Source organism: Nitrosarchaeum koreense MY1 (genome assembly GCF_000220175.1).
GTDB lineage: Archaea > Thermoproteota > Nitrososphaeria > Nitrososphaerales > Nitrosopumilaceae > Nitrosarchaeum > Nitrosarchaeum koreense.
Genome location: NZ_AFPU01000001.1, coordinates 262,547 through 286,568, shown reverse-complemented (window position 1 = coordinate 286,568; position 24,022 = coordinate 262,547). Strand labels below are relative to the sequence as shown.

The window sequence follows — 24,022 nt, the reverse complement described above, 5'->3', positions numbered from 1 at the left end:
TATGGAAATAAGATGGAATGAGATTGAATCAAAATGGAGAAAGAGATGGAATGACTCGAAAAACTTTGAAACAGATCCAAGTGAAAAAGAAAAAAAATTCATAACAGTTGCATATCCATATCCAAATTCACCTCAACATATTGGACATGGTAGAACATACACGCTAGCTGATGTTCATGCAAGATTTTATAGAATGAATGGATTCAATGTACTCTTTCCGATGGCGTTTCACTATACTGGAACTCCAATACTTGGGATGGCAAAAAGAGTAGAGGCAAACGACAGAGAAATAATTGAGAATTTAAAAAATCTTTACGGAGTACCAGAAGAATCAATCAAGACATTTGTAGAACCAGTAAAGATTGCAGATTATTTCCACAAAGAAATCAAGACAGGAATGATTGAGATTGGATATTCTATTGACTGGAGACGGGAGTTTACAACAATTGATCCAGTGTATAGTAAATTTATCGAGTGGCAGATCAAAACATTAAGGGAAAAAAAATTAATCATTCAAGGTTCTCATCCAGTTGGCTGGTGTCCAAAGGATCAAAATCCTGTATCACAACATGATACTTTGGGAGATGTGGAGCCAGACTTTACTGAATATATTTTAATTAAATTCAAGTATGAAGATTACATCATACCAACTGCAACACTTCGACCTGAAACAATCTTTGGTGTTGTCAATCTCTGGGTTAATCCTGAAATAATTTATAAGAAAATTACAGTGGATAACGAAAAATGGATTGTAAGCAAAGAATGTGCATATAAGTTAGAATTTTTGGATAAAAAAATTACACATGATGGCGAGATAAAAGGTGCAGAACTAATTGGAAAATTAGTTACAGTTCCACACAGAAATGAATCAATCCTAATGCTTCCAGCTAGTTTTGTTGAAAGCGGAACTGGTACAGGAATGGTAATGTCAGTTCCAGCCCATGCTCCATTTGATTATCAGGCACTTGAAGATCTCAAAAAGGCCAAAATTGAGCCTGAATTAGCCTCAAAAGTAGCCAAAATTATCCCAATCTCAATTATTCAGACTGAAGGCTTTGGAGAAAATCCAGCAAAAGAAGCAGTTGAGAAATTTGGTGTCGTAAATCAAAGTGATCCAAAATTAGAAGAAGCAACAAAGGAGGTTTATGGAAAAGAGTTCTACGGTGGAAAATTAAAACAAAATACAGAACAATTTGCTGGAATCAAAGTAGCATATGCAAAAGATACAATCAAGGAATGGCTAATCAAAAACAAGCATGCAGATATTTTACTAGAACTAACAAACACTCCTGTTCGATGTAGATGTGGAGCTGAATGTGTAGTCAAGGTTCTTAACAATCAGTGGTTCCTAAACTATGGCAATAAAGACTGGAAGGAACTAGCTACCAAATGTTTTGATGAGATGAATATTTTACCACAAGAGATTAGATCAGAGTTTAACTATGTAATTGGGTGGTTGAGAGAAAGAGCTTGTGCAAGACAGCATGGACTTGGGACTAAACTGCCATGGGATAAGGACTGGATCGTAGAAAGTCTATCAGATTCTGTAATTTACATGGCATACTATACAATTTCAAAATTTGTAAATGATGGAACACTAAAGGCTGAAAAATTATCTCCAGAATTCTTTGATTATATTTTCTTGGGCAAAGGTGATGCAAACAAGGTATCTTCAATTACAGAATTAACAGTCGATGTAATTAATCAAATCAAAAAAGAATTTGACTACTTTTATCCAGTGGATTCAAGACATTCAGGACGTGACCTTGTTCCAAATCACTTGACATTCTTTGTTTTAAATCATGTTGCAATATTTCCTGAAAACAACTGGCCAAAAGAAATTGTAGTTAATGGTTCAGTATTGATGAACGGTTCTAAAATGTCAAAGAGTATGGGAAATATCATACCATTACGAAAAGCAATTCAAGATTATGGCGCAGACCCAATTAGACTAGCAATTATTATATCAGCAGAATTACTTCAGGATGCTGATTTTAACATGGAGTCAGTCTCAGGCATTCAAAACAAACTAGAATCATTATACAACGAATGCTCGAGGCTAAAAGCAGAGAAAATTGAGAATTTGGAGGCTGAAGACAAGTGGATTTTATCTAAAACCCAGAGTATGATATCTCAAGTTACCACATCTATTGAAAAGATGAGATTAAGAGAGGCATTGCATGATATCTTGTTTTCATTTGAATCTGATCTTAGCTGGTACACAAAAAGAGTAAATGCAAAAAATAGGACAAACATTTCAGGAATTTTACATCAGATAAATTCAGTACGTGTTGCAATGTTATCACCATTTGCACCACATATAGCAGAAGAGATGTGGGAAAAACTTGGACATTCTGATTTAGCATCAACTTCTCAATGGCCAAAATATTCTGAAGAGAATATCAATGCATCTGCGATTCAATCCGAAGAATTGTTAAAATTACTAATTGACGATATAGGAAATATTCTTAAAGTAACAAAAATTACTCCAAAAAAGATTACAATCTATACTGCTGATTTATTCAAATCCAAAGTATATCATTCAATTTTAGAAAAAGTGATGTCAGGACAAACAAACATGGGAATTGTAATGAAGGAGTTAATTGCAAATTCAGAAACTGCAGATGTTAAAAAAACTCCAGACTTTGTTCAAAAGACAATTAAGGATATTTTATCAGAACCAACTGAAATCAGACAGATGAAATTAGAATCAAAAGAATTTGATGAGAAAAAATTCCTGACAAATGAATTAACCGACATTGGAAAGAAGGAGTTTGGAGTAGATATTGATGTGTTTTCTGAATCAGATGATGGAATCTATGACCCTAAAGCAAAGGCAAGACATGCAAGACCATTCAAACCAGCAATATTGATTGAATAGAGATTTAGATTCAATATTAGTGACTCAGATACCATTTTTGAAAAAGTTCCACTGGCAACACATATAGCAAAATATTATTTCTTTTTTGGGTCCAACCTCCATATCAGGAATAAAAATGAGACACAGAGACTGCCATTATTTTGAGGATGAAAATGGACGCAGATAGATGTCAAAAATAAAAAAATCAGTGAAGAAGGTGTGGAATCTTCACTTTTGATGCAATGGATATCTTACCTGAACCTGTAACTAGAACAAAAAGAACCATTGCAAGTAATGCAAGATCATAATCCCAGCCTCCTTGAGATATGAAAAATCCTTTTTCCCATCTAATGTGAAATATTGCATCAAGTAGAATCACACTAAATATTATTCCTGTAATTCTAGTCATGAATCCTGCAATTAGGAATATTCCGCCAATAGTTTCTGCCAATGCTACTGGGATTTGCAGTTCTGGCGGCAATCCAAATCCAATAAGATAATCTTTCCATATTGGATTGAATTTCTGCAATCCATATACGATAAAGATTACTCCTACTGATGCTCTTATTCCCCAGTAGGTTATCTCATGGAGTCTATTTATTTTTGTGACTTGTTGGGTTACGTTCATTTTTTCTTCAGATATTCTAAAAAGTGGAGATAGTAAAACAATAGACTTTACAAATGTAAAATATACTAAACTGAAATATAATATGGATACTTTACAAATGTAAAATTATTTTTTTATGGATGCATCATTTGTTGGTTCATTCCAGAACCCATCATGTTCATCATTTCTTTGAATGCCTCTGGATTTTCTGACATGTGACCCACCATTTGCAATCTCAAATCCGGATCATTCATCATAGTAGACATCATTTTTGACATAAACATGTGATCTTCTTTCATTATCTTTGACATCTGTTCAACATGTTGAGGATCTTTTGCCATCCATTCCATCATATCATCGGGGTTTTGCATCATTTGTTGAAATATTTGTTGCCTAAACTGTGGATCATTCATCATTTGTTGTTGATTCATCATATCTGAATTCATCCACTGTTGAGACATCTTTGGATTATTTGACATCATTTGATTAAACAATTCTTGATTTTGAAATTTCATAGACATTGGATCATAAGTGCTGGCAAAATGTGCATAACTTACACCAATTCCTACAAAGAAAACACCAATAATGATTGCAATCCAAATAGGCGTACTTGCCATACAGATAATTGTCTTTAATTGTATATAATTTAAATCATAATTTTCCATATTGATTTTTAATATTTTAGATGAAATTTGTGTTATTTTCAAAAATTATTGGTTAAAAACAATAAATTAAGATCCAGAAATTACTCTGTATCATCATAACCAGTATCTCTACCACAACTAGGACAAGCCCTTTGGTTTTGATACAACTCTTTTCCACAGTTTCTACATGATTGAGGTTTCACAAAATAAATATAATTTTATTTGATTTAAAATTTTAAAAACTTGCAAATCCAGTCCATGGAAGCAAAAATTGGCTGCACTGACTGGAGTTATGATATCTGATCAGGCACGTTTTACATAAAAAGACTAGATTGGTTCTGCAGCATTGTGTACTTTGTCTATGTGCTTTGATAGCACCTCATTGTTTTCAAACAGTGAGCTACAGTAAGGACATTTACTTTGAGCCATAAATGATCTAAATTTATTGATATTCTTAAACATTTGGAACAAAAATAAATTGCAGTACTCATAAAACAATTCATGGCAGACAAGATTACAGCAAAGGAGCTAATGTCTCAAAAAAATGATTTTGTAATAATTGATGTTCGTGAAATAGATGAATTAAAAGGCGGTATAATTGAAGACTCTATTCACATGCCTTTAGGGTTGACAATTCGCAATACAAAGAAAAAACAGATCGAAGATATGCGAGACAAGAAAATCTGTACCTACTGTAGTTCTGGGTATCGTGGAAACATTGCAGCTGACGAGTTGACAAAAGAAGGATTTTATGCAATTACACTTGATGGTGGATATTCATCTTGGCTCTAAATTTTATTGAATCATAAATTTGAACAATGTCTGAAACGGAATTAGTTATGATATTGTATGGTATAATTCTTTTACACCGGTAACAGAATCGGAAACATTAGCTACTGTCTGTGATTTTTTAATTGAAGAGACAGTCTGTGTTATTTCAATTACAAGACCAGAAACAGAATCAAGCATCTCTTTTGTAGATGCAACAACACTACCAATGTCTACATTGATTCCATCAAATGAATCAATTTTTTGTTTTACAGAATCTACAAGATATGTAGTTTTGTCAATAATGCCAGTCTCCTTTAGATGATTAACCGTACTTTGCATTTTACTAGAAACTTCATTAAAGTTCTCAGAAATTATTCTAAAGTTTTCAATGTTTTTGACCATTTGAGGTGTCTGAAGTCCCTGAATAATCTCATTTATTTGGAAAGTGGTATCTCGTACCTTACTTAGTGATTCGATCACTCCAGGATTGCCTATGAGACGCATTATCTCAACTACATCAAAAGTAGTGGCTCGAATCTCACTTAGTTTACTCTTTTTTTCTTCCATCAGATCACAGATTTGTTAATACATTCAATTACGCGTGACTGGGTAGCAAAGACAATGCCACTTGCTGCAAAAAGAGAGTGCAGTATTCCAAATGCAATGCTATTTCCATGAAAGTCGTTTACTGCAAAAAATAAATTCAATCCAGTTAAAACAATAGAAATTATAGAAAAATATCTGCCAATTTTAATTACTAAATCCAATGTGTGTAAAAACAAACTAAACTTTACAGAATTAGAAATTGGTGGCAGTAAAACCAATTTCTGCTCTGTTCTCATGCTACACCTACTTTTAGCTTGAGATGTTTTGCTTTTTGAATTCCATCTTGTACAGCCTTTTTTGAATTGGGTAGTACTTTTTCGGCATCAACTACAATCTCTTTTACGGTATTTACAGAGTCTTCAATAGAGATGATTGTACTATCTATTGCGTTAGCTGTTTCTGTTACTATTCCTTTTTTGTGAATCTCTTTTGCTGTCTGGTTGATTTCATTTACAGTATCACGTAATGCAAACGAAGCTTCACGTATTGCATCAACTAGTTCTGGTATGGCACCACTTTCTCGAACTGTCTTGACTGTATTTCTCATCAAAAAGGAATATTCTTTGATGTTTTTTGAGGCATGTTGTATTTTTGCAACTGTCTCATCAGCAGTCCATTTGTGGACTTGTGATTGTTCTTTTGTCATAAAGTATTTAGAATAATTTTAGTAATAACACTCACTAAGAATTCATTCATATCTTTGATCCATATTTTCTAAAAGTTATTTGTTAAAAAATTATTTTTAGGATTGTTTTCTGAAAGAATCATTAGCAAATAATAAAAATGCCATTAAATCCGAACAGTCATTGAATGAATTAGATGAAATTTGTCTTATTTGCAGCAATACACAATCAAAGCATTCTGAAGAGCAGTGGTCATTTTGCTCTAAAAAATTAATTGATCTTGGAATTATGCGATATTGTGAGTTTTGCGGAGTAACAAAACCAGCTAAAGGAATGCATGATAGATGTAGTAAATGTGATGAAAAATATCCTTTCTCAAACCACTAAAAATGATCTTCAAAGACTACTTCAGATAATTGTAACTGTCCACCTCTAGGAGCAGCATCTTTTGCTTTTTTGCCAACAACTACCATCATAGATATGATGTGATCAGATGGCAGATTGATCAGATTACCAACTTTTCCAAAATCAAATCCCTCCATAGGGCAAGTGTCATAACCCATAGCTTTTGCTGCAAGCATTATAGTCTGAGCTGCAAATCCACAAGAACGCATTGCCTCATCTTTTTCAAGTGTTGGATTTCCAGTGTATGATTGTCTAATTGCTTTTGCAATAGATTGACGTGGGCCTTCTGGAATGTTTATCCAGTATCGTTCAGGATCTTTGTCCCATGCTTTCAAGTCAGCACATAAAATAATTACCAAAGAGGCTTCTGCCACTTGTTTCTGACCATATGATAAAGCGCAAAGCTTGTCTTTGATCTCCTGTTTTGTCACAATGACAAATCGCCAATTCTGGATGTTATATGATGTTGGAGATAAAATAGCAGCTTCCAATAATTGATTAATCTCTTCTTTACTCATTGTATAATTTTGAAAACTCTTAATTGATCTTCTTGATTTTATTGCATCAAATGTATCCATGGTTTTTATAAAATCTTTCCAAATTTAACTTGAGATAGTCTATTGTTCTTTTAGCATTGTAATTACATCGGTGTTGCTTTTCATCCATGTTTTGAGATAAGCATGAAACAGATTCTCCAGATCATCCATCAGTCCTTCTAATCTTGGATCTTGCTTCATGTCAGATAGTTGCTCTGCAAGATGGTCTAAAATTACTTGAATTCCTTGGTTTGAATTTTCAAGTTTTTCGATTGCTTGTATAGTCCCCATTTTACCTGAATTTGTATAAAATGTTCATAGTATTAATACGATTAGTTGAGAAATTCAAAAATTTGTAAAATCACCAGATAGTGTTTTTATTAGGTCTGGCCAGATTTAGGCTAAATGAAGATTGCAGTTATGGGCATGGGTGTTGCAGGAAGTTATCTTATGGCCAGACTCAAAAGTTCAGAACATGAGGTTGTAGGTTATGAACGAAGCACACAAGAGAGACATGATTCTATTTGCGCATGGGGTACAATAAAATCAGAACTAGACAAGTTTTGCAGTAAAGTAGGACGAAATTTTGATGACTTTCTAATCCATGACGGAAAAACCATGCATGTAAAGATGAATAATAACGTAAAATTTGATATCGGTCTGCATGGCTTGTGCACATATGACAAACTTGCATTAATCAAAGATTTCATTAAAGATTCTAAAATTATCTACGGCGTAGCACCAAAGCTAGAAGAACTAGAAAAAGAGTATGACATGATAGTTGATTGTACTGGATTTGCAAGAACTTATCTTCCAAAGCTAGAAGAGGATTTTTTCTTACCAACATACGAATACAAAGTAGAGTATGAAGACAAGGTTCCATTTGATGACTTTTACATTGAACCATTTCCAGGAATGTCTGGGTATTTTTGGTATTTCCCACTAGGTGAAAAGTATGCACATATTGGTGCAGGCGATTACAGAAAGAATCACATCAAGGCAACTGACGATTTTCTAAAAAAGTATGGCGGTAAAGTTCAAAAAACTAAAGGAAGGCCAATTAGACTTGCAACTCCTGGCAAGTGCAAACCATTTTACAAAGGCAAAGTTGTAGGAGTTGGAGAATCAATTGGTACTGTCTATGCGTTACTAGGTGAGGGAATCATTCCAAGTATGCAGTGTGTGGATATCTTTGTTGAGAACATGCATGACTTTGCAGCTTATGAAAAAGCAGTTGATGAACATTACAAAATTTACGACAAAGTTTTCAAGTTTGTTAGAGCAAAGATTCACAAGGACTTTAATTTCTTCAAGTCACTTCCAGACTTTATCTCAATTTTTAGATACATGAAGAAAAACGAAGCTAGATTTGGAATGGATGTAAAGATTTCTGATCTGATGAAAGTAGCAAAGGCCTAACCAAAACTTACAGAACCAAAGTTTTCTCTCATTGTTCTGCTTGATGATAAGGTATAATCATAAATTATTTTTGAATAGTCTTTGAGCTCTTGTTTCATTTGTTGCATGTCTTCTGCTAGGTAAAATCCAGGACAATCACCCGTAAACTGGTATGTAGCATGAACTCGTGCCATACCTTTTTCATTTTCAAGCCATGTAGAGAAAGGATAGAGATAACATACACCAGGCCTATCTGGATGCATACTACATCCACCTTTTTCATCTAAGAATCTACAAGAGATATGAGTCCCATCTTCCTGTATGGTCTCATCTTTTTTTCGTTTTAGATTAATTGTAGTCATTGTGGTGGTTTGGCCAGAAGGAGAAGAGTCTTGCCAAGTTGTAGTTATTGTTTCATTTTTTATAAAATCGGATGTTTTTTTGTATTTTAGACCCTTTCCAATTGTAATTAGATCATCAGATGTTAATGGTAATCTACCTTGTCGGTCACAGCAGTTATGACAGTCGGGCCAAAAACATTTCCACAAAATATATTTTTTTTCAGATGCCAAATATGGAATATGAAAAATTACATCTTTTACTTTAATGGAATAATCACTAACATCAGTTATTTTTCCTAGCATGAATTGGCGCAAAATGGGATCAACATCCCAATCTTTTTGCAATAAATTCAGTGATTCTTCAATTTCTTTTTGAGACAACTATTAAGTTATAACTTCTTTTGCAGATGTTATTAATGTTGAGTGAAAAAGGCAAATATGCATCGGCTACTGAAAACAGAAGATTTGTCTGGGCTGAAATTGTGTGGCCTTTAATTTTAGAAATTAATGATGTAGCTTTTTCATTAGAGCAATATCAAAAAAAACGTGACGAAGTATGTGAAAAAACAAATACAAAGATTGGGATTACATCCCGTGGTCTAGTATCACTAATGCAAAAAGGAATTATTAGAAAAGAAGATCATCTTTACTCTATTCATTATAGATTAATTCCATACATGAGATTAAAAGCAGAATGCGATTATGCAACTGCCATTCATGAAGTGCAGTTCAAGTAAATTAGTAAATGATTATATGCTAAAACATCAGAATTTGTTTTGGTAGCCCGATAGTCTAGCGGTCAAATAAAAAAATTTTAGATCAAGGATTCTGCCCTCTGGATCTCAAGAGTGGATAGGCGGAGACGGCAGTTCGAATCTGCCTCGGGCTACTGGTAAAATTACTATCTAGAAGCTTGTGCTATTCTTTCTAATTCATGTTTCTTCTTTACAGAAGGAGCATTTGGGTCGTTTGCTGCGGCCAAGATTAGCTGTTCGGCCATATGTTCTTCAATTGGTTTTGGATTAGAATATGTTGCATCTCGTATAGAGTCTGCAATGAACTTTAGTGCCATGTCGACTCTTCTAATTGGAGCTACATCTACTGATACATGGTAGACTGTACCACCATATACAATTCTTGTAGTGTCTTCATTTGGCGCAGAGTTTTCAATTGCTCTAACTAACACCTCAACTGGATTTTTTCCAGTCTTTAATGCAATAATATCAAATGCAACTTTAACAGTGTTGAGTACTTTGGTTTTCTTACCAGTCATACGTCCAGTGTTTTTAGCATATTTCTTTCCAAAGTGCATGACTTTGTTGCAAAGTCTTTCTACAATGTTTACTTCAGCTTTATTAAATCTCTTTAATGCTGAACGACCAAAAGTGTAGGGTAAGATTTGTCGTCTTAATGAAATTGCTGTCTTTAATCCAGGATCTTGGATTTCAATATCAGACATGTCCCATTTTCTAAATAATAAGAAATTTTTTGTCTCAGCCAATTTTATCTCCTTGGTTTTTCTTTCTTGCCAGTTACTAGTTCGTTAAGAGATGTTCCATTTACTTTGAATACTTTGAATCGTACACCTGGAATATCGCCCATTGCACCACCTTGTGTTGCACCCATTCCTTGGATGTGTACTTCGTCGTGTTCATCAATGAAATTCATTGCACCGTCTCGGGGCAAGAATGCTGTTACAGTTTTACCGTTTTTAATTAATTGAACCCTAACACATTTTCTTACAGCAGAGTTTGGTTGTTTTGCTGCAATACCTACTTTTTCTAAAACTATTCCTCTTCCTTGTGGAGCACCACCAAGAGGATCTGCTTTTTTATCAATACCAAGTTTTCGTCTTTTGTAAGTAGAGATTGCCCATCGTTGTCTCTTTCTTTTTGCGATTAGAACTCTGCCTGCGAATAAACCTAGTGGTGATTTTGTCATATTTTACATCTCCAATGTTGCTTTTTCAGGACTGTTAATCAATACACTCGTAATATCAAAATATCGTTTAGCTAAAAGTCTTGCTTTCTCAGCATTTCTGCCTTCTCTTCCTACAACAATGCCTTTCTTTCTTGGGTCTACCATAACTATTGCCTGTTTTGAACCATCGGCACGTGTATTTATTTTTACTTCAGAGACGAGTTTAGAATTAAGGAGATTTGTTAAAAATTTGGCTGGATCCTCGTCAAATTCAACGAGTTCGACATTTTTCTTTACAATGTTTTGCAATGATTTGATATGAATTCCACCTTTTCCGATTGCCAATCCCATTTTACCAGTATTTACTACAAAAATTACACGATCTTGTTTTTCATCTTCGACACAATCACGAGCAGTTGCACCTGTAACATTTTGAAAGAGTGACATCATTCGCATTTGATCTGTTGTAAGTTTAATTGATTGTGTCATTAGAATTCCTGTTTAACTCCGAACAAAATTTGTCTCATTTAAACTTAGATTAGAGATGAAATGTTTATTCATTTTTTTCCTCAGTTTCTGTATCTTTAAGAATTGATTTAATGTTTGCATCAGTTATTGATGTAAATGATATTGTTGAGATTCGGAATTGTAAGCCGCATAGTCTTCCTAATGCAACTGAAGTTCCCTGAAAGTTAACTAATGGTATTTTTTCTTTTTTCGCATCTGATTCAATTTTTGCAAACATCTCTTTTTTTACAGATTGAGACAGGACAATTAATTTGGAATCTTTCATAGAGTTCAATACTTGTTTAGTGCCAATTGTTAATGTATTTTCTTTCTGTGCATCTTTTAGTGTCTTTTCTAGTATCTTACTCATGTGTTATCCTTATTCACAATCGTCTTTACTGGGCTTTATAGGTTTATTGAAATTTTACATATAAAAAAACTAGAAATCACTCTTAATTTTGAAATCCGAAGAGAGAGCCTAATGATGAAAATACCAAAGATAATTCTTCAAAGATATTAGTTGGATTTTTTGTTTGGGTTTTTAAATTATTTTCCGTTTGCAGTTTTTCAGTCATGGTATTTTTTGAAGATACGATGTTAGATGGAATATCTGTGCTTGTAGAAGCATATTCAGTAAATACTATATTTCCCAATGAGGATTCTTGTAAAACTAATTGGAGATTTTTTCTTGCAGTATCATAACTTGGATTTTTTTCAAGGGCTTTATTGTAAAGAGAGATAGATTCGCCATATTTTTTCATATTTGCAAGGGCATTTGCTTTATTGTTAATTGCAGGAATAAAATCTGGATCTATATTGAGAGCTGCATCATAATATGAAATAGATTCTAAAGTACGACCCATTTTTCCAAGGACAGAACCTTTACTAGTTATAATTTCAACATTGTTTGGATCTTTTGATAAAGAGTCATTAAAGAAATTCAAGGACTGATCAAATTTGCAAAGTCGGTATAGCGCCGGTCCCATTCCATCATTATATGAAATGGTATCAACGAGTCTACTATGATCACAATCCAAATTAATTTGATTTAGTAGTTTTCCTAATTCTATATCTTCAACAGATAGATTATCATATTTTTTTATCTGGGATTGATAATCAACTGAATTGATATTTTTTTCAGAAGTTTTTATTTCTGGTGTTTTTATTTCTGGTGTTTTTATTTCTGGTGTTTTTATTTCTGGTGTTTTTATTTCTGGCTCTATCACAGTATCTAGTTTTTTAGAAAATTCAAAGTTTATTGTTTTTTCACTCTCACCATAATGTGCTTTTACTTGATAAGTTCCATCGATTTTAAAATTAACACCAGACTTTACAAGAAACTTTGTAGAAAATTTCAAGTCAGAATTAATTTCTCCAAAATAAAATCCGATTGGTGTACCGTATGGATCATGAACTCCAATCAGTACAGTTGGAGAATCAATTGTATTAACAGAACCTGTTATTGTGATAAAATTTTGATCATAGTATTGATTCTTGTCAGTGTTTATGGAAATAATTTCAGGTGCTATAGATTCCGGAATTATTATTTCAGGCTCAGAAGTATTACCTATAATTGTAAAAAATTCATTTTGAACTATCTTACCATAATTTAGTTTTACAGTGTATTGTCCTGATTTATCATAAAACGGAGAGTCTAATGAAAATTCTTTAGAGAAGGTACCATTGGAGTCAATAATCAAATTATTTGCAGATAAAATATCCCCTTCAGGATCAAAAAGACTCATTGCTATTATTGGCATCTTATAATTTGAGATATGTCCTGTAATCAGCATATTATCACCAGTATGATATTCGGTTTTATCAAAGTCTAGCAAAATTGGATCGGCAAATATTGAAGGTATTGTAAGTGGAAATAATACAATTAACACTAGCAATAATCCAATAGTATATCCAAACACACGGCTAAAATCGTAATTTTGTATTTATTGATTAAGTAGAAATCATACTATTACTTAATTAACAAAAACAGATGTTGATAACGAGGGAGATAGTGGAGCTGCGTTAGTCAACGAGTTCCATGTGTATGTCTCAATAGAATAATTTCCAGTTTGTTGTGGAATCCATGATTGGGAAATATCTAAATTTTGATTTGCAGATATTTCTCCTTGTATCCAAGATAAAGATACTACAAAATTATTCTCATCTTTTACTTGAAAGAGATAAACAAATTTTTGTTTATAATTTTGTGGATTTATTATCTTTCCAACGATCTGTATTTGATCATTAGTTGAGACTGCAGAGATTTGATTTCCCATACTATCTGAAAATATAATTGGTAGACTTTGCAATGCTAAAGAAGAAGTGCCAATTGTTGCAGATGTTTTTATTGCAAGATTATCAGATACAGAATAAGGTTTTGGAAGGGTATAGTCATCGTATTTTGCAAAAATTATATCTCCAGGTAATGCATAAAGTCTATTTCCACTTGATGATGAATTTTGTGTAAATGATATTGTTGAAGTAAATATGCCTGAGCTTTCCGATGTTTCTACTGCACTTACTTCTATGCCTGACACATCAGAATTTGAAGAAATTTTTATCGGAATATGATCTAAGGATTCTGGATTGAGATTAAGGTCAGGATCAATTACATGTATTGTTGCAGTTTGATCAGATAGATAATGTTCTTCAGAGAATTGAATAGATCCAATATTCCACTGTATTGGAACAGATTTAGTAAGAACAACCCCATCTGCAAATTCAAATGTTATAGTTAATGCAGAATCACTATCAGATTCTAAAAATCCGCTTGTCGGTCCATTTCCCATAGTTCTAGGAGTAGTATCAAAATCACCATCACCATCAGCATCATGGGAAAATCCTGTAAGAATTATTTCAGCGGTAAACTTTCCAGAATTCACATCAGTTTCAGTAAATTTGTATGGAGATAGTAAGTATCCTCTTGTAGAAATTTTGATTGGATGATCATCATCACCTATTGAATCAATCAAATATCTATCGGCGTTCCAGCTTGGTGCATGAATAGTCATTTTAACTTTATCAGTCCAAGTGTATACTGTTTTGTCAGTAAAGATTGGAGCGTATGGATTATCATAGTCAGGTATTTGTTCAGCATATACAGGCAATAAAAAAAATAAAAAAACCATAGGAAACAACAGAAGCATAATAGAATATTGTTTGAATTTAATATTTAAGAATGAATGATATTTTTCGGCTAAGATTCTTCATCTGGCAGCGATACTGCCAAAATGTTATCTCCGCGTAAAAGTATCTTTCCAAGTTTTACAGTTTTTCCATCAGAGATATCTTCAGCGTCTTCTAATGTCAAATTCATATGAACATCAAAGTCTTGTAAATTTCCTCTGACAGATTTGTTGTTTCTTAATCGCAATAAAATGACTTTGTCTTTGTTATTGCTCATTAAATTAGAAATTTCATCGCCCATCTTAATCACTGTTTTTTATTGTTCCTCATTTCTTCTTACTTACTTGCATGTAAAGATCTACGGTTCCACTGCCAATTGGAATCATGCTACCAACAATTACGTTTTCAGTAATACCTTTGAGTTGTTCAACTTCACCAGCTAATGCAGCATGTGCAATTGTTGGAACTGTAATTTCAAATGCTGCTCTTGCAAGAACACTATCTTTAGTACCAGCAATTCCGTGTCTACCAATTTGCTGCATGTATCCTCTTGAGCACATTAAATCAGACACTAACATGATATACCTATTATCAACTTCCAGACCTTGATCTTCTAAAGTATTTTTCAGCTCATTTATCAAAGCATTTCTAGATGCCTCTATTCCTAATGTACCTGCAATTTCAAACACGTTGTTTGTTCTAACGTTTTTCTTATCAATTCCTTGAACTTCAAGTACTTTGGCAATATTGGAACCAGTTGTTTGAATTACCCACTCGTCGTCTTTTTGAACTAGAGTTACACGTTCAATGTCTGGGACTCCTTTTACAGTGGTATTGAGTACTTTGTTTCTAATTGCAATAACAGTTGGAGCATCAGATTCATCGACTAGTTTTAGAGTGATTAGATCTCCAGTTGTTTCGATTTTGAATTTTTTGTTTGATTGTAATGCTGCCTCTACTTCACTAACAGTACATCCTCTTTCTTTGAGTCTGTTTGCACTAAGAATTAATTTAATTTGAGATGTGTAATCAGTTTCACTATCAGAGATTAATGCACTCACTTTAGTTTGCAAAACATTTCTTGCAATATCGATTGCTTTTTCTCTTGATTTTTTAGATTCATTATCAAGATAAATATCCATAGTTGGTGTGACAGGTTTCTTTCTTGCATCAACAAGTTCAATTAATCTTGGAAGACCTAAAGTTACGTTTCTTTCTGCAATTCCTGCAAAGTGGAATGTTCTTAGAGTCATCTGAGTACCAGGTTCACCAATTGACTGTGCAGTGATAATTCCTACTGCTTGTCCTGGTTCAACTTTGGCTTTGTTGTATAATGATAGACCTTTCTTACAAACAATTTCTGCACCTTCCTTACTTAATTTTGAATCAAGTAATCCCTCAGATACAAGTTCCTTTAATCTAGGATTGAATGTCTTTGTGTATTTCTTTGTTAATTCAGTAATTTCTTCTTTTGTTGCCTTCTTTCCAGAATCAACAATGATTTGTGATTCGATTAATCTATTAACATTGAATGCTTCACCATGATCACTTTTTGCAACATCTATTCCATCTTCACCATAAAGGAATTGAATGATATGACCGTGTGGATCTCTTACAGTTCCATCATATTCTAATCTAATGTGCTCTAACGCGTTGATAAGTCTACGCTGCATGTATCCACTTTGTTGTGTTCTAACTGCAGTATCTACAAGACCTTCTCTACCTCCCATTGCATGGAAGAAGAATTCAAGTGCAGAAAGTCCTTCTCTGTAATTTGATTTAACAAAACCATGTGCGTCAGGATTTTTATCATGTTCTTGATAGTGTGGTAATGCACGATTATTGTAACCAGCATGTAATCTACTTCCTCTTCTTGATTGTTGTCCTAATGCACCTGCCATCTGACCGATGTTAAGTGCTGAACCTCTTGCACCAGTTGTAGCCATAATTCTTCCAGCATTACTTTGATCAAGGGATTGATCTGCAGTCATACCAGCTTTGTCTCTTGCTTTTCCCAATTCATTTACAATGTATGCTTCTAGTGCTTCCTCAGGTCTCATTCCTCTAGTAAGCTTTAGAGTTCCTTTTTCATATTGAGAAGTAAGATCAGATATGATACCATATGTCTCCTGAATATCATCAAGAATCTGCTGTTTCTCTTTTTCAGGTACTTCAAGATCTGCATAACCATAGCTAAATCCATAATGAGTAATGTATTGTTTTACCATAATTAGAATAGAATTCAAAAAGTTCTTTGCCTTGGTGTTACCATAGTCTTTTGCAATTCTATGCAACACACTTTCTGGTTCTTCTGCACCGATTGAAGATTTATCAATTACACCACTAAGTAATTCACCGTTTTTAATTACAACGTCTTTTTGTGCACCTTTGGTTCCTTTTGACCACTTTGATGTAATGACATAGTTGAAATCTTTTGGTAAGAATAATGAGAATAATTGTTTACCAGTATACATCAAACCATCTTTAGTTTTTGTTGCAGGTTTTGGAAGTTTATCTGTATATCCACCAAGCATGGCATAATTGTAAAATTCTTGTGGAGTCAAAACAGTATCATCTTTAGTTAAAAGATAAGCGCCAGTGACAAAGTCTCTTAGAGCTCCAATAATTGGACCACCATATCTTGGTGAAATTAATTGATCTTGAACTCTCATTAAGAGAATTGCTTCTGCTCTTGCTTCTTCACTTTGAGGAACGTGAAGGTTCATTTCGTCACCATCAAAATCTGCGTTGTATGGAGGACAAACAGATGGATGTAATCTGAAAGTTTTTCCTGGCAATACTCTCACATAGTGAGCCATAATTGACATTTGATGAAGAGATGGCTGTCGGTTAAACAAGACAATATCACCATTAGCAAGATGTCTTTCTACAAGATATCCAATTTCTAATGTTTCAGCTATTGTAGAACGATCCTCAACAAAATCTAATCTAATTTTAACACCATCGGGTCTTACGATATAGTTAACACCAGGGAATTTGTTTGGTCCATTAATTACAAGTGTTCTCATTCTTTCAATATTCCATTCAGTAACAATTTCAGGAATTGTTAATTTCATTGCAACTTGTTCAGGAACTCCTACTTCAGACAAGTCCAAGTTAGGATCAGGTGAAATTACAGTTCTACTAGAGAAATCTACTCTCTTTCCAGAAAGTGAACCTCTGAATCTTCCTTCTTTTCCTTTTAATCTTTGAGTTAATGTTTTTAGTGGACGTCCTGAACGATGATGAGCTTGTGGAATGCCAGATACTTCATTATCAAAATATGTGGTTGTATGATATTGTAACAAGTCTACTAAATCTTGAACAATTAACGGAGGTGTTCCTGCTTCTTTACTTTCTTTCAGTCTTTGATTAACTCTGATAATATCTACCATCTTATGCGTTAAATCGTCTTCAGAACGAATTCCAGTTTCAAGAATAATTGATGGTCTTACAGTTACTGGTGGAACAGGTAGTGCTTGTAAAATAAACCATTCTGGTCTTGCAGTCACAGGATCATATGATAATAAGTTAAGATCATCATCAATAATTTGAGTGAATCTTTCTCTAATTGTAATTGGTAATAGTCTGTGTTCACCAATCTCTGTTTTTTCAACAAAGATAGTAGGTTTTGTAAAGATTAGCTCATATTGTGTTTTACCACAATGAGGACATTCTTTTGCTTTTTTTGCTTTTTCAATAATTTGTTCTGGAATACGTTTTTCAGAAATTACAGTATAAGCAGCGTGTTTTTCTTTAATTTTTCTAAATTCTTCTAAATCTTCTTGTGGAACCTTGAGTCTTGCACAAGAACGACAAGTTGATTGTAATAGTTTGTAAATATTATCAATAAATGCAATATGTAAAACAGGTTCTGCAAGTTCAATATGACCAAAGTGACCAGGGCATCTAGCGGCAGTATTTCCACATGTTAGACATTTTTGTCCAGGTTCAAGCGTACCAAGTCTACCATCCATAAGACCTCCTTGTACAGGCATTCCATCTTCATCATATGTTTCAGGAGCTGTAATTTCAGCTACAGAATATTTTCTAATTTCAGTTGGAGACCAAACTGAAAATCTAATTGCATCAATTGTTTTAATTGCTTGAATCGACATTATACCTTCTCCTTAATGAGTAATCTTGGAGCCACATTCAAACTTTGCATTTCTTGTAACAAAAGTTTGAATGCATATGCAACAGATACTGATGAAACTTTAGCTTTATCACCACAAACTCGGCAGATGTATTTTCTTTGTTTTACGTCATGATATGCAACTAATCCACATCTCTCACAGACAAAAATATCAGATTTATCAGATTCATCAAGTAATCTATCTTTAAGAATCATTGATGCACCATATGCAATCAAACAATCTCTTTCCATCTCACCAAATCTTAAACCACCACCTCTGGCTCTTCCTTCAGTTGGTTGTTTAGTTAACATCTGAACCTGTCCACGTGCTCTTGCATGAATCTTATCTGCAACCATGTGGTGTAATTTTTGATAATATACTACTCCAATGAAGACATCGACTGGAAATGATTTACCAGTTCTTCCATCATACATTGTTTCTTTACCAGAATATTTGAATCCAGCAGCATCCATTACAGGTTTAACTTCATCCATTTTTTCTCCTACAAATGCAGAGCCATCAAATTGACTTCCTCTTAGTGCTGCAGCCTTACCACAAATTGATTCCATGAACATTCCTACAGTCATTCTTGATGGGAATGCATGTGGATTAATCAAAACGTCGGGTGAAATTCCATCAGCAGTATATGGCAAGTCTTCAGCTTTTGCTAAAATTCCCAAGACACCTTTTTGTCCATGTCTTGATGCAAATTTGTCACCAATTTCAGGAATTCTCATATCTCTAACTCTAATCTTGTACATCTTTCCACCTTCGTTTGATTGTGTCATTACAACAGTATCAACTACACCGGTTTCAGACGGTCTGACACCAATTGAAGTGTCTCTTCGATAAGGGCCAGATGACTCAAATTCTCTATATTCTTCCATAAATCGTGGTGGACTTGTTTTTCCAATTAAAATATCTCCACCATGAACTGGAGATTCAGATGCAACTACTCCATCTTCTTCTAATAATCGATAAGCTTTTTCACCTTTGTAACCACGAATGTTGTCTTCAGCGTTTGGAATTTCAAAAGCATCACGCATTCCACCAGGATATTGTTTTGCTTCTGCATCATAAATTCTAAAGAAGAATGTTCTTCCGAGACCTCTGTCAACTGATGATCTACTTAGTACAATTGCGTCTTCAATATTATAACCATCAAATGGTAATACTGCCACAACACAGTTTTGTCCTGCTGGTCTATCTTCTAATCCTAATAATTTCATTGCTTTAGTATTAACAATAGGTGTTTGTGGGTACAACATCAAATGTTGTCTGACATAAGTACTGGTATTCATCATTGGAGTTGAAAATCCTAAACTTTGTTTTGCCATTGCAGATTCGTATGTGTTTCTTGGAGATTGATTATGTTCTGGATATGGAATTATAGAAGCACCGGCACCAAGAATTGCTGGTGGAAATACTTCAAGATGTGTATGTTTCTTTGAATCTTTTTCATCTAATGTAATATAGCAATTTTCTTCTTCGTTGGCATCAATCATTTCTAAGACTCCCATACGCAACAAGTCAGTCCATGAAAGAAGTTTTTTGGAGATTTTATCCAATAGGTCTTGTGTGAGCAATGGTTTGTTATCTTTGATAATTATCAATGGACGTAAAACACGTCCTGCATTGCAATTAACATAAAGTCGTTTTGTAGAACCTTCAATGGCAGATTGATGAAATGATATTCCAACATGAGGATGAATTTTTGAATTTCTTCTTAATTCTCTTAGCGATTCTGCTAGTTCAGCACCATCTTTGTAATAGCCAATTAATCTACCATCAACAAATATTCTAGCTCCGTCTTTTTTCACATCTTCTTTTGCATCAAAGAAGTGAATTGTTCCAAGATCATATAATTTCTCAACAATTTCTTCGGATGGAACATTTACAGAAATAATTCCAGAAAGCGCCAAGTTCTTTACCAGACCACAGTTAGAACCTTCAGGAGTTTCACTAGGACAGATTCTTCCAAAGTGTGTAGCGTGTAAATCTCTTGCCTCAAAGTTTGGTTGAGTTCTACTAAGTGGAGATTGAATTCTTCTAAGATGACTAATAGTTGAAAGGTAGTTTGTTCTATCTAATAATTGAGTTACACCAACACGTCCTCTACCCCAGTTTCCGGTTGCAATTGCATTGTTTAATTTATCAGTGATAATACCTGGACGAATTGCTGCAGCTACTGCGTTAATGCCTCTTTTTTGACCAGATCTTTCTAATTGGTATTTCATGTCTCGAACCAAATTTCTAAATGCAGTTCTAAATAGATCAGCTAACATTTGTCCTGCAAATTTGATTACTTTATTTCCATAATGATCTTTGTCATCTGGTGAGATCCAACCAAGTTTAAGTTCTAATAATTTACATGCAGCTTCACCAAGAAATTGTGCTTTTTCTTTTCTATTCTCTGGATGTTTACCCAAGTGTGGCAATAAGCCCCAATCTAAAAGAGTCTCTGCTCGTTTGATTTGGAATTCTTCCAACATTCCAGGAGCGATTCTTTTACTGATGTAAACAATTGCATCTTTTGCTGTTGGAACGTCACCTGCTTTTTCAAATGAACCTTCTAATTCATTTTGAATTTCATCAACAAGTGAAACAGCAGCTGCAATCTCTCTATCAGATTCTAATCCAAGTGCTCTAGTTAGTGTAACAACAGGAATGTCAACAGGAGAACCTGGAATTCTAGCTACAATCAAACCATCGTTTTTCATTACCAATTCTAGTTTTGCTCGATAACCAACAATTGAAGAATAAACTTTAGCTTTAAAAACTGTATTTCCACCCACACTTTCTCTGTCAACAATTATTTTGTTGTATGAAAGATCTTCTAATCCTACAATAACTCTTTCAGAACCATTGATAATAAAATAACCACCGGGATCATTTGGATCCTCGCCATGTTCAACTAATTTTTGTGTTGAAAAATTATGTAAAATGCAAGCGTTTGATTTTGCCATTACAGGTACATCGCCAATATGGACAAATCTAGATTCTAAGATTTTTCCATCTTCAACAACACTTGCTTCCATCATTACAGGTGCCGAATATGAAACATTTCTTAGTCTAGCTTCTGCTGGAGTGATATGAGTGATAGAACCATCAAGCTCCATCATTCTTGGTTGTTGTAGTTTGACTTTACCTAGTTGTATTTTGTAGGGATATTCAGCATTTTCAATTTCAATTTGTCCTACTTCGTTGATAATACTTTGAAGACCTCTTTCTAAAAATTCATCAAAAGAATTAAGATGTTGACGTGCAATACCTTCACGTTTCAAGATATCTTGAATTATTGGCCAACGTTTAACTGAAGGATCTGCCATTTAAACTTCCACCACATATCTGTAGTAAAGGCTCTCACCAGCAGTAGGACTCTTTCTTGTGATTTTTATCATATCGCCTGGTTTTACACCAAGTCCCAATATTGCAGGATCGTTTACAAAAATCAATGGTAATTCTGTGGGTTTACAATTATATTTTTTTAGGACATCTTCAGCTTCTTGTTTTGAAATAATTTCATGTTTTGGCACATAAATATGGTCAGGCACTAAAACCTGATTTTTCTTAGTTGCCATCTACAAAACCTCCATGACGAACATTAAATGTAACAGCAAACAATACACACAAACTGAAAAAAAGTCACGCTCAGGTTAATATATATCTAATCTGAAATTCGGCGAAAATCAGTCTTTTTTCTTTTTAGTCAATAATATTTTTCACAACCTTAAATAGGATAAATTCGAGCGTAAAATTGATGAATACTCATCTATCGGTGTTAGCCTTATCTGCAATTATTATTGCAAGTATTGGAATAGCACCAGCATTTGGACAAATAGTAAATCCAATCTCGGTCACTACAGACAAGACATCATACGAAGATGGTGAAATAGTCTTAGTAACTGGAGAAGTAAGAGAACTTCTTTCTGGAACTCCTATTAGTCTCATAGTAACAGCACCCAATGGAAATAGAGTAATACTCGATCAATTGGATGTCGGTTTAGACAAAAAATACAGTACTGAATTTACTGTAGGTGGACCACTAATGAGATCAGGGGGAACTTATACAATTGAAGTAACTTATGGAAGCCAAACTCGTACAGCTGAAACCACATTCTCATTTGCAGGTTCATCAGATAGTGGACCAAAAGAAACCAAAATGGCAGTAGAAGGTACTGAATTTATGGTCAGTTACAAGATAACTGGTGGTAAACTAATCAGCATCACTCCAGATGTAGAAGCAAACTCCTTGATAATTGCAATAACTGCAAGTCAAGACGGTTCACTTGTCATTACATTGCCTAGAGCTTTGATTGATGCAAAGATGGGTGATCAAGATGATACATTCTTTGTCTTAGTAGACGGAGAAGAAGTAGACTTTGAGGAAATAACAACTTCTACAGATAGAACATTGACAATTCAATTCCCAGCAGGTGCTGAGGAAATCGAGATAATTGGTACTACCGTAGTCCCAGAATTTGGTACAATCGCAGTGATGATCTTAGCAGTAGCAATTATCTCAATAATTGCAGTATCTGCAAAGTCAAAACTAAGCATTATGCCAAGATACTAAATTCATCTTTTTTTCTCTTTTTAAGATCTTGTGATCGACCCTAGAAATAATACAGAATCATTTTTAAAAATGTATATAAATACCAAGTAACCGTTTTCAATTTAGAATGAATTTTAAAAGTTCAGCAACATCAATGACATTAATCGTAATGGTTTTGTCAATAATTTCAATAACTTCAATTCAACAAGATGCATTTGCTCAAACTACAGGAATGTCAATTTCAGCTATAGCATCAGAAGGCTCTGACACAATATCAATTAACGGACATACAAAATCATCTGTTACAGATATTACATTTACAGTAATTTCTCCTAGTCTAAATGTAGTCAGCATTGATCAATTAACACCTGACAAAAATGGTGATTTTGCTACTGAATTTAAAGTTCCAATGTGGAAGGAGAATGGATTCTATACAATAAAAGCTGAACAAAGTCCACATGGAAGTTCATTGTATAAAATGTCACTTCGTGTAGAAGTCATAAACGGTATGACCTCAGAAACAAATGTTAGTCAATCTACTTTAGAAAAGGGATTTGTGGAACCAACCCAAACAGTAAGAAAAACACTGGTGATTAAAGAAGCAAATTCAATGGCAGGATCTAACACAATCAAAATTAGTGGCATTACAGATAGCGCTAATTCAATTACATTGAAAGTAATTGCACCAAATGGAAATGTGATTGTTGTTGATCAATTTGCACCAAATCTAAATGCAAATGGTCACTTTACTAAAGAGATCATAACAGGAGGCGCATTATGGAAACAAGATGGCAATTATACTATTGTGGCTCAACAAGGCAATGATAAATCTTCAATTGAAGTAGGAATAGAAAATGGTCTTGTAATCCCAGAATTTGGTACAATCGCAGTGATGATCTTAGCAGTAGCAATTATCTCAATAATTGCAGTATCTGCAAAGTCAAAACTAAGCATTATGCCAAGATACTAAATTTACAACTTTTTTCA

General features: G+C 33.9%; 26 protein-coding genes and 1 tRNA gene. 8 read left to right on the top strand and 19 right to left on the bottom strand.

The window, feature by feature from the left end; translation table 11 throughout:
• The first annotated feature begins 1 nt into the window (after window position 1).
• Complete coding sequence (leuS, locus tag MY1_RS01580) at window positions 2-2,881, top strand: leucine--tRNA ligase (RefSeq protein WP_007549762.1); 2,880 nt, start codon at window positions 2-4, stop codon at window positions 2,879-2,881.
• A 184-nt stretch (window positions 2,882-3,065) separates the two neighbouring features.
• Here the strand turns inward: leuS and MY1_RS01575 are convergent, their stop codons facing one another.
• From MY1_RS01575 to MY1_RS09580, 3 genes are all read right to left on the bottom strand, one after another.
• Window positions 3,066-3,488 (bottom strand): DoxX family protein, encoded by a 423-nt coding sequence (locus MY1_RS01575; RefSeq protein WP_007549761.1) that lies wholly within the window; start codon window positions 3,486-3,488, stop codon window positions 3,066-3,068.
• 113 nt (window positions 3,489-3,601) lie between these two features.
• Window positions 3,602-4,084 (bottom strand): hypothetical protein, encoded by a 483-nt coding sequence (locus MY1_RS01570; RefSeq protein ID WP_007549760.1) that lies wholly within the window; start codon window positions 4,082-4,084, stop codon window positions 3,602-3,604.
• A gap of 128 nt (window positions 4,085-4,212) precedes the next feature.
• Window positions 4,213-4,314, bottom strand: coding sequence for a zinc-ribbon domain-containing protein (locus tag MY1_RS09580; RefSeq protein ID WP_157832749.1), 102 nt, complete (start codon window positions 4,312-4,314; stop codon window positions 4,213-4,215).
• A 298-nt stretch (window positions 4,315-4,612) separates the two neighbouring features.
• Here MY1_RS09580 and MY1_RS01565 point away from each other — a divergent pair, with 298 nt between their 5' ends.
• Window positions 4,613-4,903: a rhodanese-like domain-containing protein gene (locus MY1_RS01565; RefSeq protein ID WP_007549756.1), complete on the top strand. Its 291-nt coding sequence runs from the start codon at window positions 4,613-4,615 to the stop codon at window positions 4,901-4,903.
• A gap of 45 nt (window positions 4,904-4,948) precedes the next feature.
• Here the strand turns inward: MY1_RS01565 and MY1_RS01560 are convergent, their stop codons facing one another.
• From MY1_RS01560 to MY1_RS01550, 3 genes are read right to left on the bottom strand one after another with little or no spacing between them, the layout of a single operon-like run.
• Window positions 4,949-5,449: a hypothetical protein gene (locus MY1_RS01560; protein ID WP_007549755.1), complete on the bottom strand. Its 501-nt coding sequence runs from the start codon at window positions 5,447-5,449 to the stop codon at window positions 4,949-4,951.
• Window positions 5,449-5,724, bottom strand: coding sequence for a hypothetical protein (locus tag MY1_RS01555; RefSeq protein ID WP_007549753.1), 276 nt, complete (start codon window positions 5,722-5,724; stop codon window positions 5,449-5,451). The genes MY1_RS01560 and MY1_RS01555 overlap by 1 nt, the downstream gene beginning before the upstream one ends.
• Complete coding sequence (locus MY1_RS01550; RefSeq protein WP_007549752.1) at window positions 5,721-6,134, bottom strand: arginase family protein; 414 nt, start codon at window positions 6,132-6,134, stop codon at window positions 5,721-5,723. Before MY1_RS01550 ends, MY1_RS01555 begins: the two co-directional genes overlap by 4 nt.
• A gap of 160 nt (window positions 6,135-6,294) precedes the next feature.
• Here MY1_RS01550 and MY1_RS01545 point away from each other — a divergent pair, with 160 nt between their 5' ends.
• The gene (locus tag MY1_RS01545; RefSeq protein ID WP_007549751.1) at window positions 6,295-6,498 is read left to right on the top strand and encodes a hypothetical protein; all 204 of its coding nucleotides are present in this window, start codon (window positions 6,295-6,297) and stop codon (window positions 6,496-6,498) included.
• Here MY1_RS01545 and MY1_RS01540 read toward each other — a convergent pair.
• Window positions 6,495-7,094, bottom strand: coding sequence for a nitroreductase family protein (locus MY1_RS01540; protein WP_007549750.1), 600 nt, complete (start codon window positions 7,092-7,094; stop codon window positions 6,495-6,497). The genes MY1_RS01545 and MY1_RS01540 overlap by 4 nt on opposite strands.
• Before the next feature lie 39 nt (window positions 7,095-7,133).
• On the bottom strand, window positions 7,134-7,343 hold the full coding sequence (locus MY1_RS01535) for a hypothetical protein (RefSeq protein WP_007549749.1): 210 nt from the start codon (window positions 7,341-7,343) through the stop codon (window positions 7,134-7,136).
• A gap of 114 nt (window positions 7,344-7,457) precedes the next feature.
• Here MY1_RS01535 and MY1_RS01530 point away from each other — a divergent pair, with 114 nt between their 5' ends.
• A complete protein-coding gene (locus tag MY1_RS01530; RefSeq protein ID WP_007549748.1) occupies window positions 7,458-8,471 on the top strand; it encodes an NAD(P)/FAD-dependent oxidoreductase in 1,014 nt (337 codons plus the stop codon).
• On the opposite strand, the gene MY1_RS01525 is transcribed toward MY1_RS01530, so the two are convergent.
• The gene (locus tag MY1_RS01525) at window positions 8,468-9,172 is read right to left on the bottom strand and encodes a YkgJ family cysteine cluster protein (protein WP_007549747.1); all 705 of its coding nucleotides are present in this window, start codon (window positions 9,170-9,172) and stop codon (window positions 8,468-8,470) included. The two genes, MY1_RS01530 and MY1_RS01525, sit on opposite strands and share 4 nt — an antisense overlap.
• A 35-nt stretch (window positions 9,173-9,207) precedes the next feature.
• Between MY1_RS01525 and MY1_RS01520 the strand changes: the two genes are divergently transcribed.
• Both MY1_RS01520 and MY1_RS09635 read left to right on the top strand, forming a co-directional pair.
• Complete coding sequence (locus tag MY1_RS01520) at window positions 9,208-9,528, top strand: hypothetical protein (RefSeq protein WP_007549746.1); 321 nt, start codon at window positions 9,208-9,210, stop codon at window positions 9,526-9,528.
• Window positions 9,529-9,572: 44 nt separating this feature from the next.
• Window positions 9,573-9,680, top strand: a tRNA-Gln gene (locus MY1_RS09635).
• A 12-nt stretch (window positions 9,681-9,692) separates the two neighbouring features.
• On the opposite strand, the gene MY1_RS01515 is transcribed toward MY1_RS09635, so the two are convergent.
• The 10 genes from MY1_RS01515 to MY1_RS01470 form a co-directional block, all read right to left on the bottom strand.
• Window positions 9,693-10,292 (bottom strand): 30S ribosomal protein S7, encoded by a 600-nt coding sequence (locus MY1_RS01515; protein ID WP_007549744.1) that lies wholly within the window; start codon window positions 10,290-10,292, stop codon window positions 9,693-9,695.
• Between the two features lie 2 nt (window positions 10,293-10,294).
• Entirely contained in the window at window positions 10,295-10,732 is a 438-nt protein-coding gene (locus MY1_RS01510) for a 30S ribosomal protein S12 (RefSeq protein WP_007549743.1), read from the bottom strand.
• A gap of 3 nt (window positions 10,733-10,735) precedes the next feature.
• The gene (locus MY1_RS01505; RefSeq protein ID WP_007549741.1) at window positions 10,736-11,200 is read right to left on the bottom strand and encodes a NusA-like transcription termination signal-binding factor; all 465 of its coding nucleotides are present in this window, start codon (window positions 11,198-11,200) and stop codon (window positions 10,736-10,738) included.
• A 64-nt stretch (window positions 11,201-11,264) separates the two neighbouring features.
• A complete protein-coding gene (locus tag MY1_RS01500) occupies window positions 11,265-11,588 on the bottom strand; it encodes a ribosomal L7Ae/L30e/S12e/Gadd45 family protein (protein ID WP_007549740.1) in 324 nt (107 codons plus the stop codon).
• Between the two features lie 82 nt (window positions 11,589-11,670).
• The gene (locus MY1_RS01495) at window positions 11,671-13,137 is read right to left on the bottom strand and encodes a tetratricopeptide repeat protein (protein WP_048109373.1); all 1,467 of its coding nucleotides are present in this window, start codon (window positions 13,135-13,137) and stop codon (window positions 11,671-11,673) included.
• 54 nt (window positions 13,138-13,191) lie between these two features.
• Window positions 13,192-14,346, bottom strand: coding sequence for a hypothetical protein (locus MY1_RS01490; RefSeq protein WP_048110265.1), 1,155 nt, complete (start codon window positions 14,344-14,346; stop codon window positions 13,192-13,194).
• Between the two features lie 68 nt (window positions 14,347-14,414).
• A complete protein-coding gene (locus tag MY1_RS01485) occupies window positions 14,415-14,645 on the bottom strand; it encodes an LSM domain-containing protein (protein WP_007549737.1) in 231 nt (76 codons plus the stop codon).
• A gap of 25 nt (window positions 14,646-14,670) precedes the next feature.
• A complete protein-coding gene (locus MY1_RS01480) occupies window positions 14,671-18,462 on the bottom strand; it encodes a DNA-directed RNA polymerase subunit A' (protein ID WP_007549736.1) in 3,792 nt (1,263 codons plus the stop codon).
• Window positions 18,462-21,809 carry a DNA-directed RNA polymerase subunit B gene (locus MY1_RS01475; protein ID WP_007549735.1) on the bottom strand — a complete coding sequence of 1,116 codons (3,348 nt, stop codon included), beginning with the start codon at window positions 21,807-21,809 and terminating at the stop codon, window positions 18,462-18,464. Before MY1_RS01475 ends, MY1_RS01480 begins: the two co-directional genes overlap by 1 nt.
• The gene (locus MY1_RS01470; protein WP_007549733.1) at window positions 21,810-22,061 is read right to left on the bottom strand and encodes a DNA-directed RNA polymerase subunit H; all 252 of its coding nucleotides are present in this window, start codon (window positions 22,059-22,061) and stop codon (window positions 21,810-21,812) included.
• A 179-nt stretch (window positions 22,062-22,240) separates the two neighbouring features.
• On the opposite strand from MY1_RS01470, the gene MY1_RS01465 reads away from it, so the two are divergent.
• Together MY1_RS01465 and MY1_RS01460 are read left to right on the top strand one after the other, a co-directional pair.
• Complete coding sequence (locus tag MY1_RS01465) at window positions 22,241-23,056, top strand: PEFG-CTERM sorting domain-containing protein (protein WP_007549732.1); 816 nt, start codon at window positions 22,241-22,243, stop codon at window positions 23,054-23,056.
• Window positions 23,057-23,162: 106 nt separating this feature from the next.
• On the top strand, window positions 23,163-24,005 hold the full coding sequence (locus tag MY1_RS01460; protein WP_007549731.1) for a PEFG-CTERM sorting domain-containing protein: 843 nt from the start codon (window positions 23,163-23,165) through the stop codon (window positions 24,003-24,005).
• The last annotated feature ends 17 nt before the right edge of the window (window positions 24,006-24,022 follow it).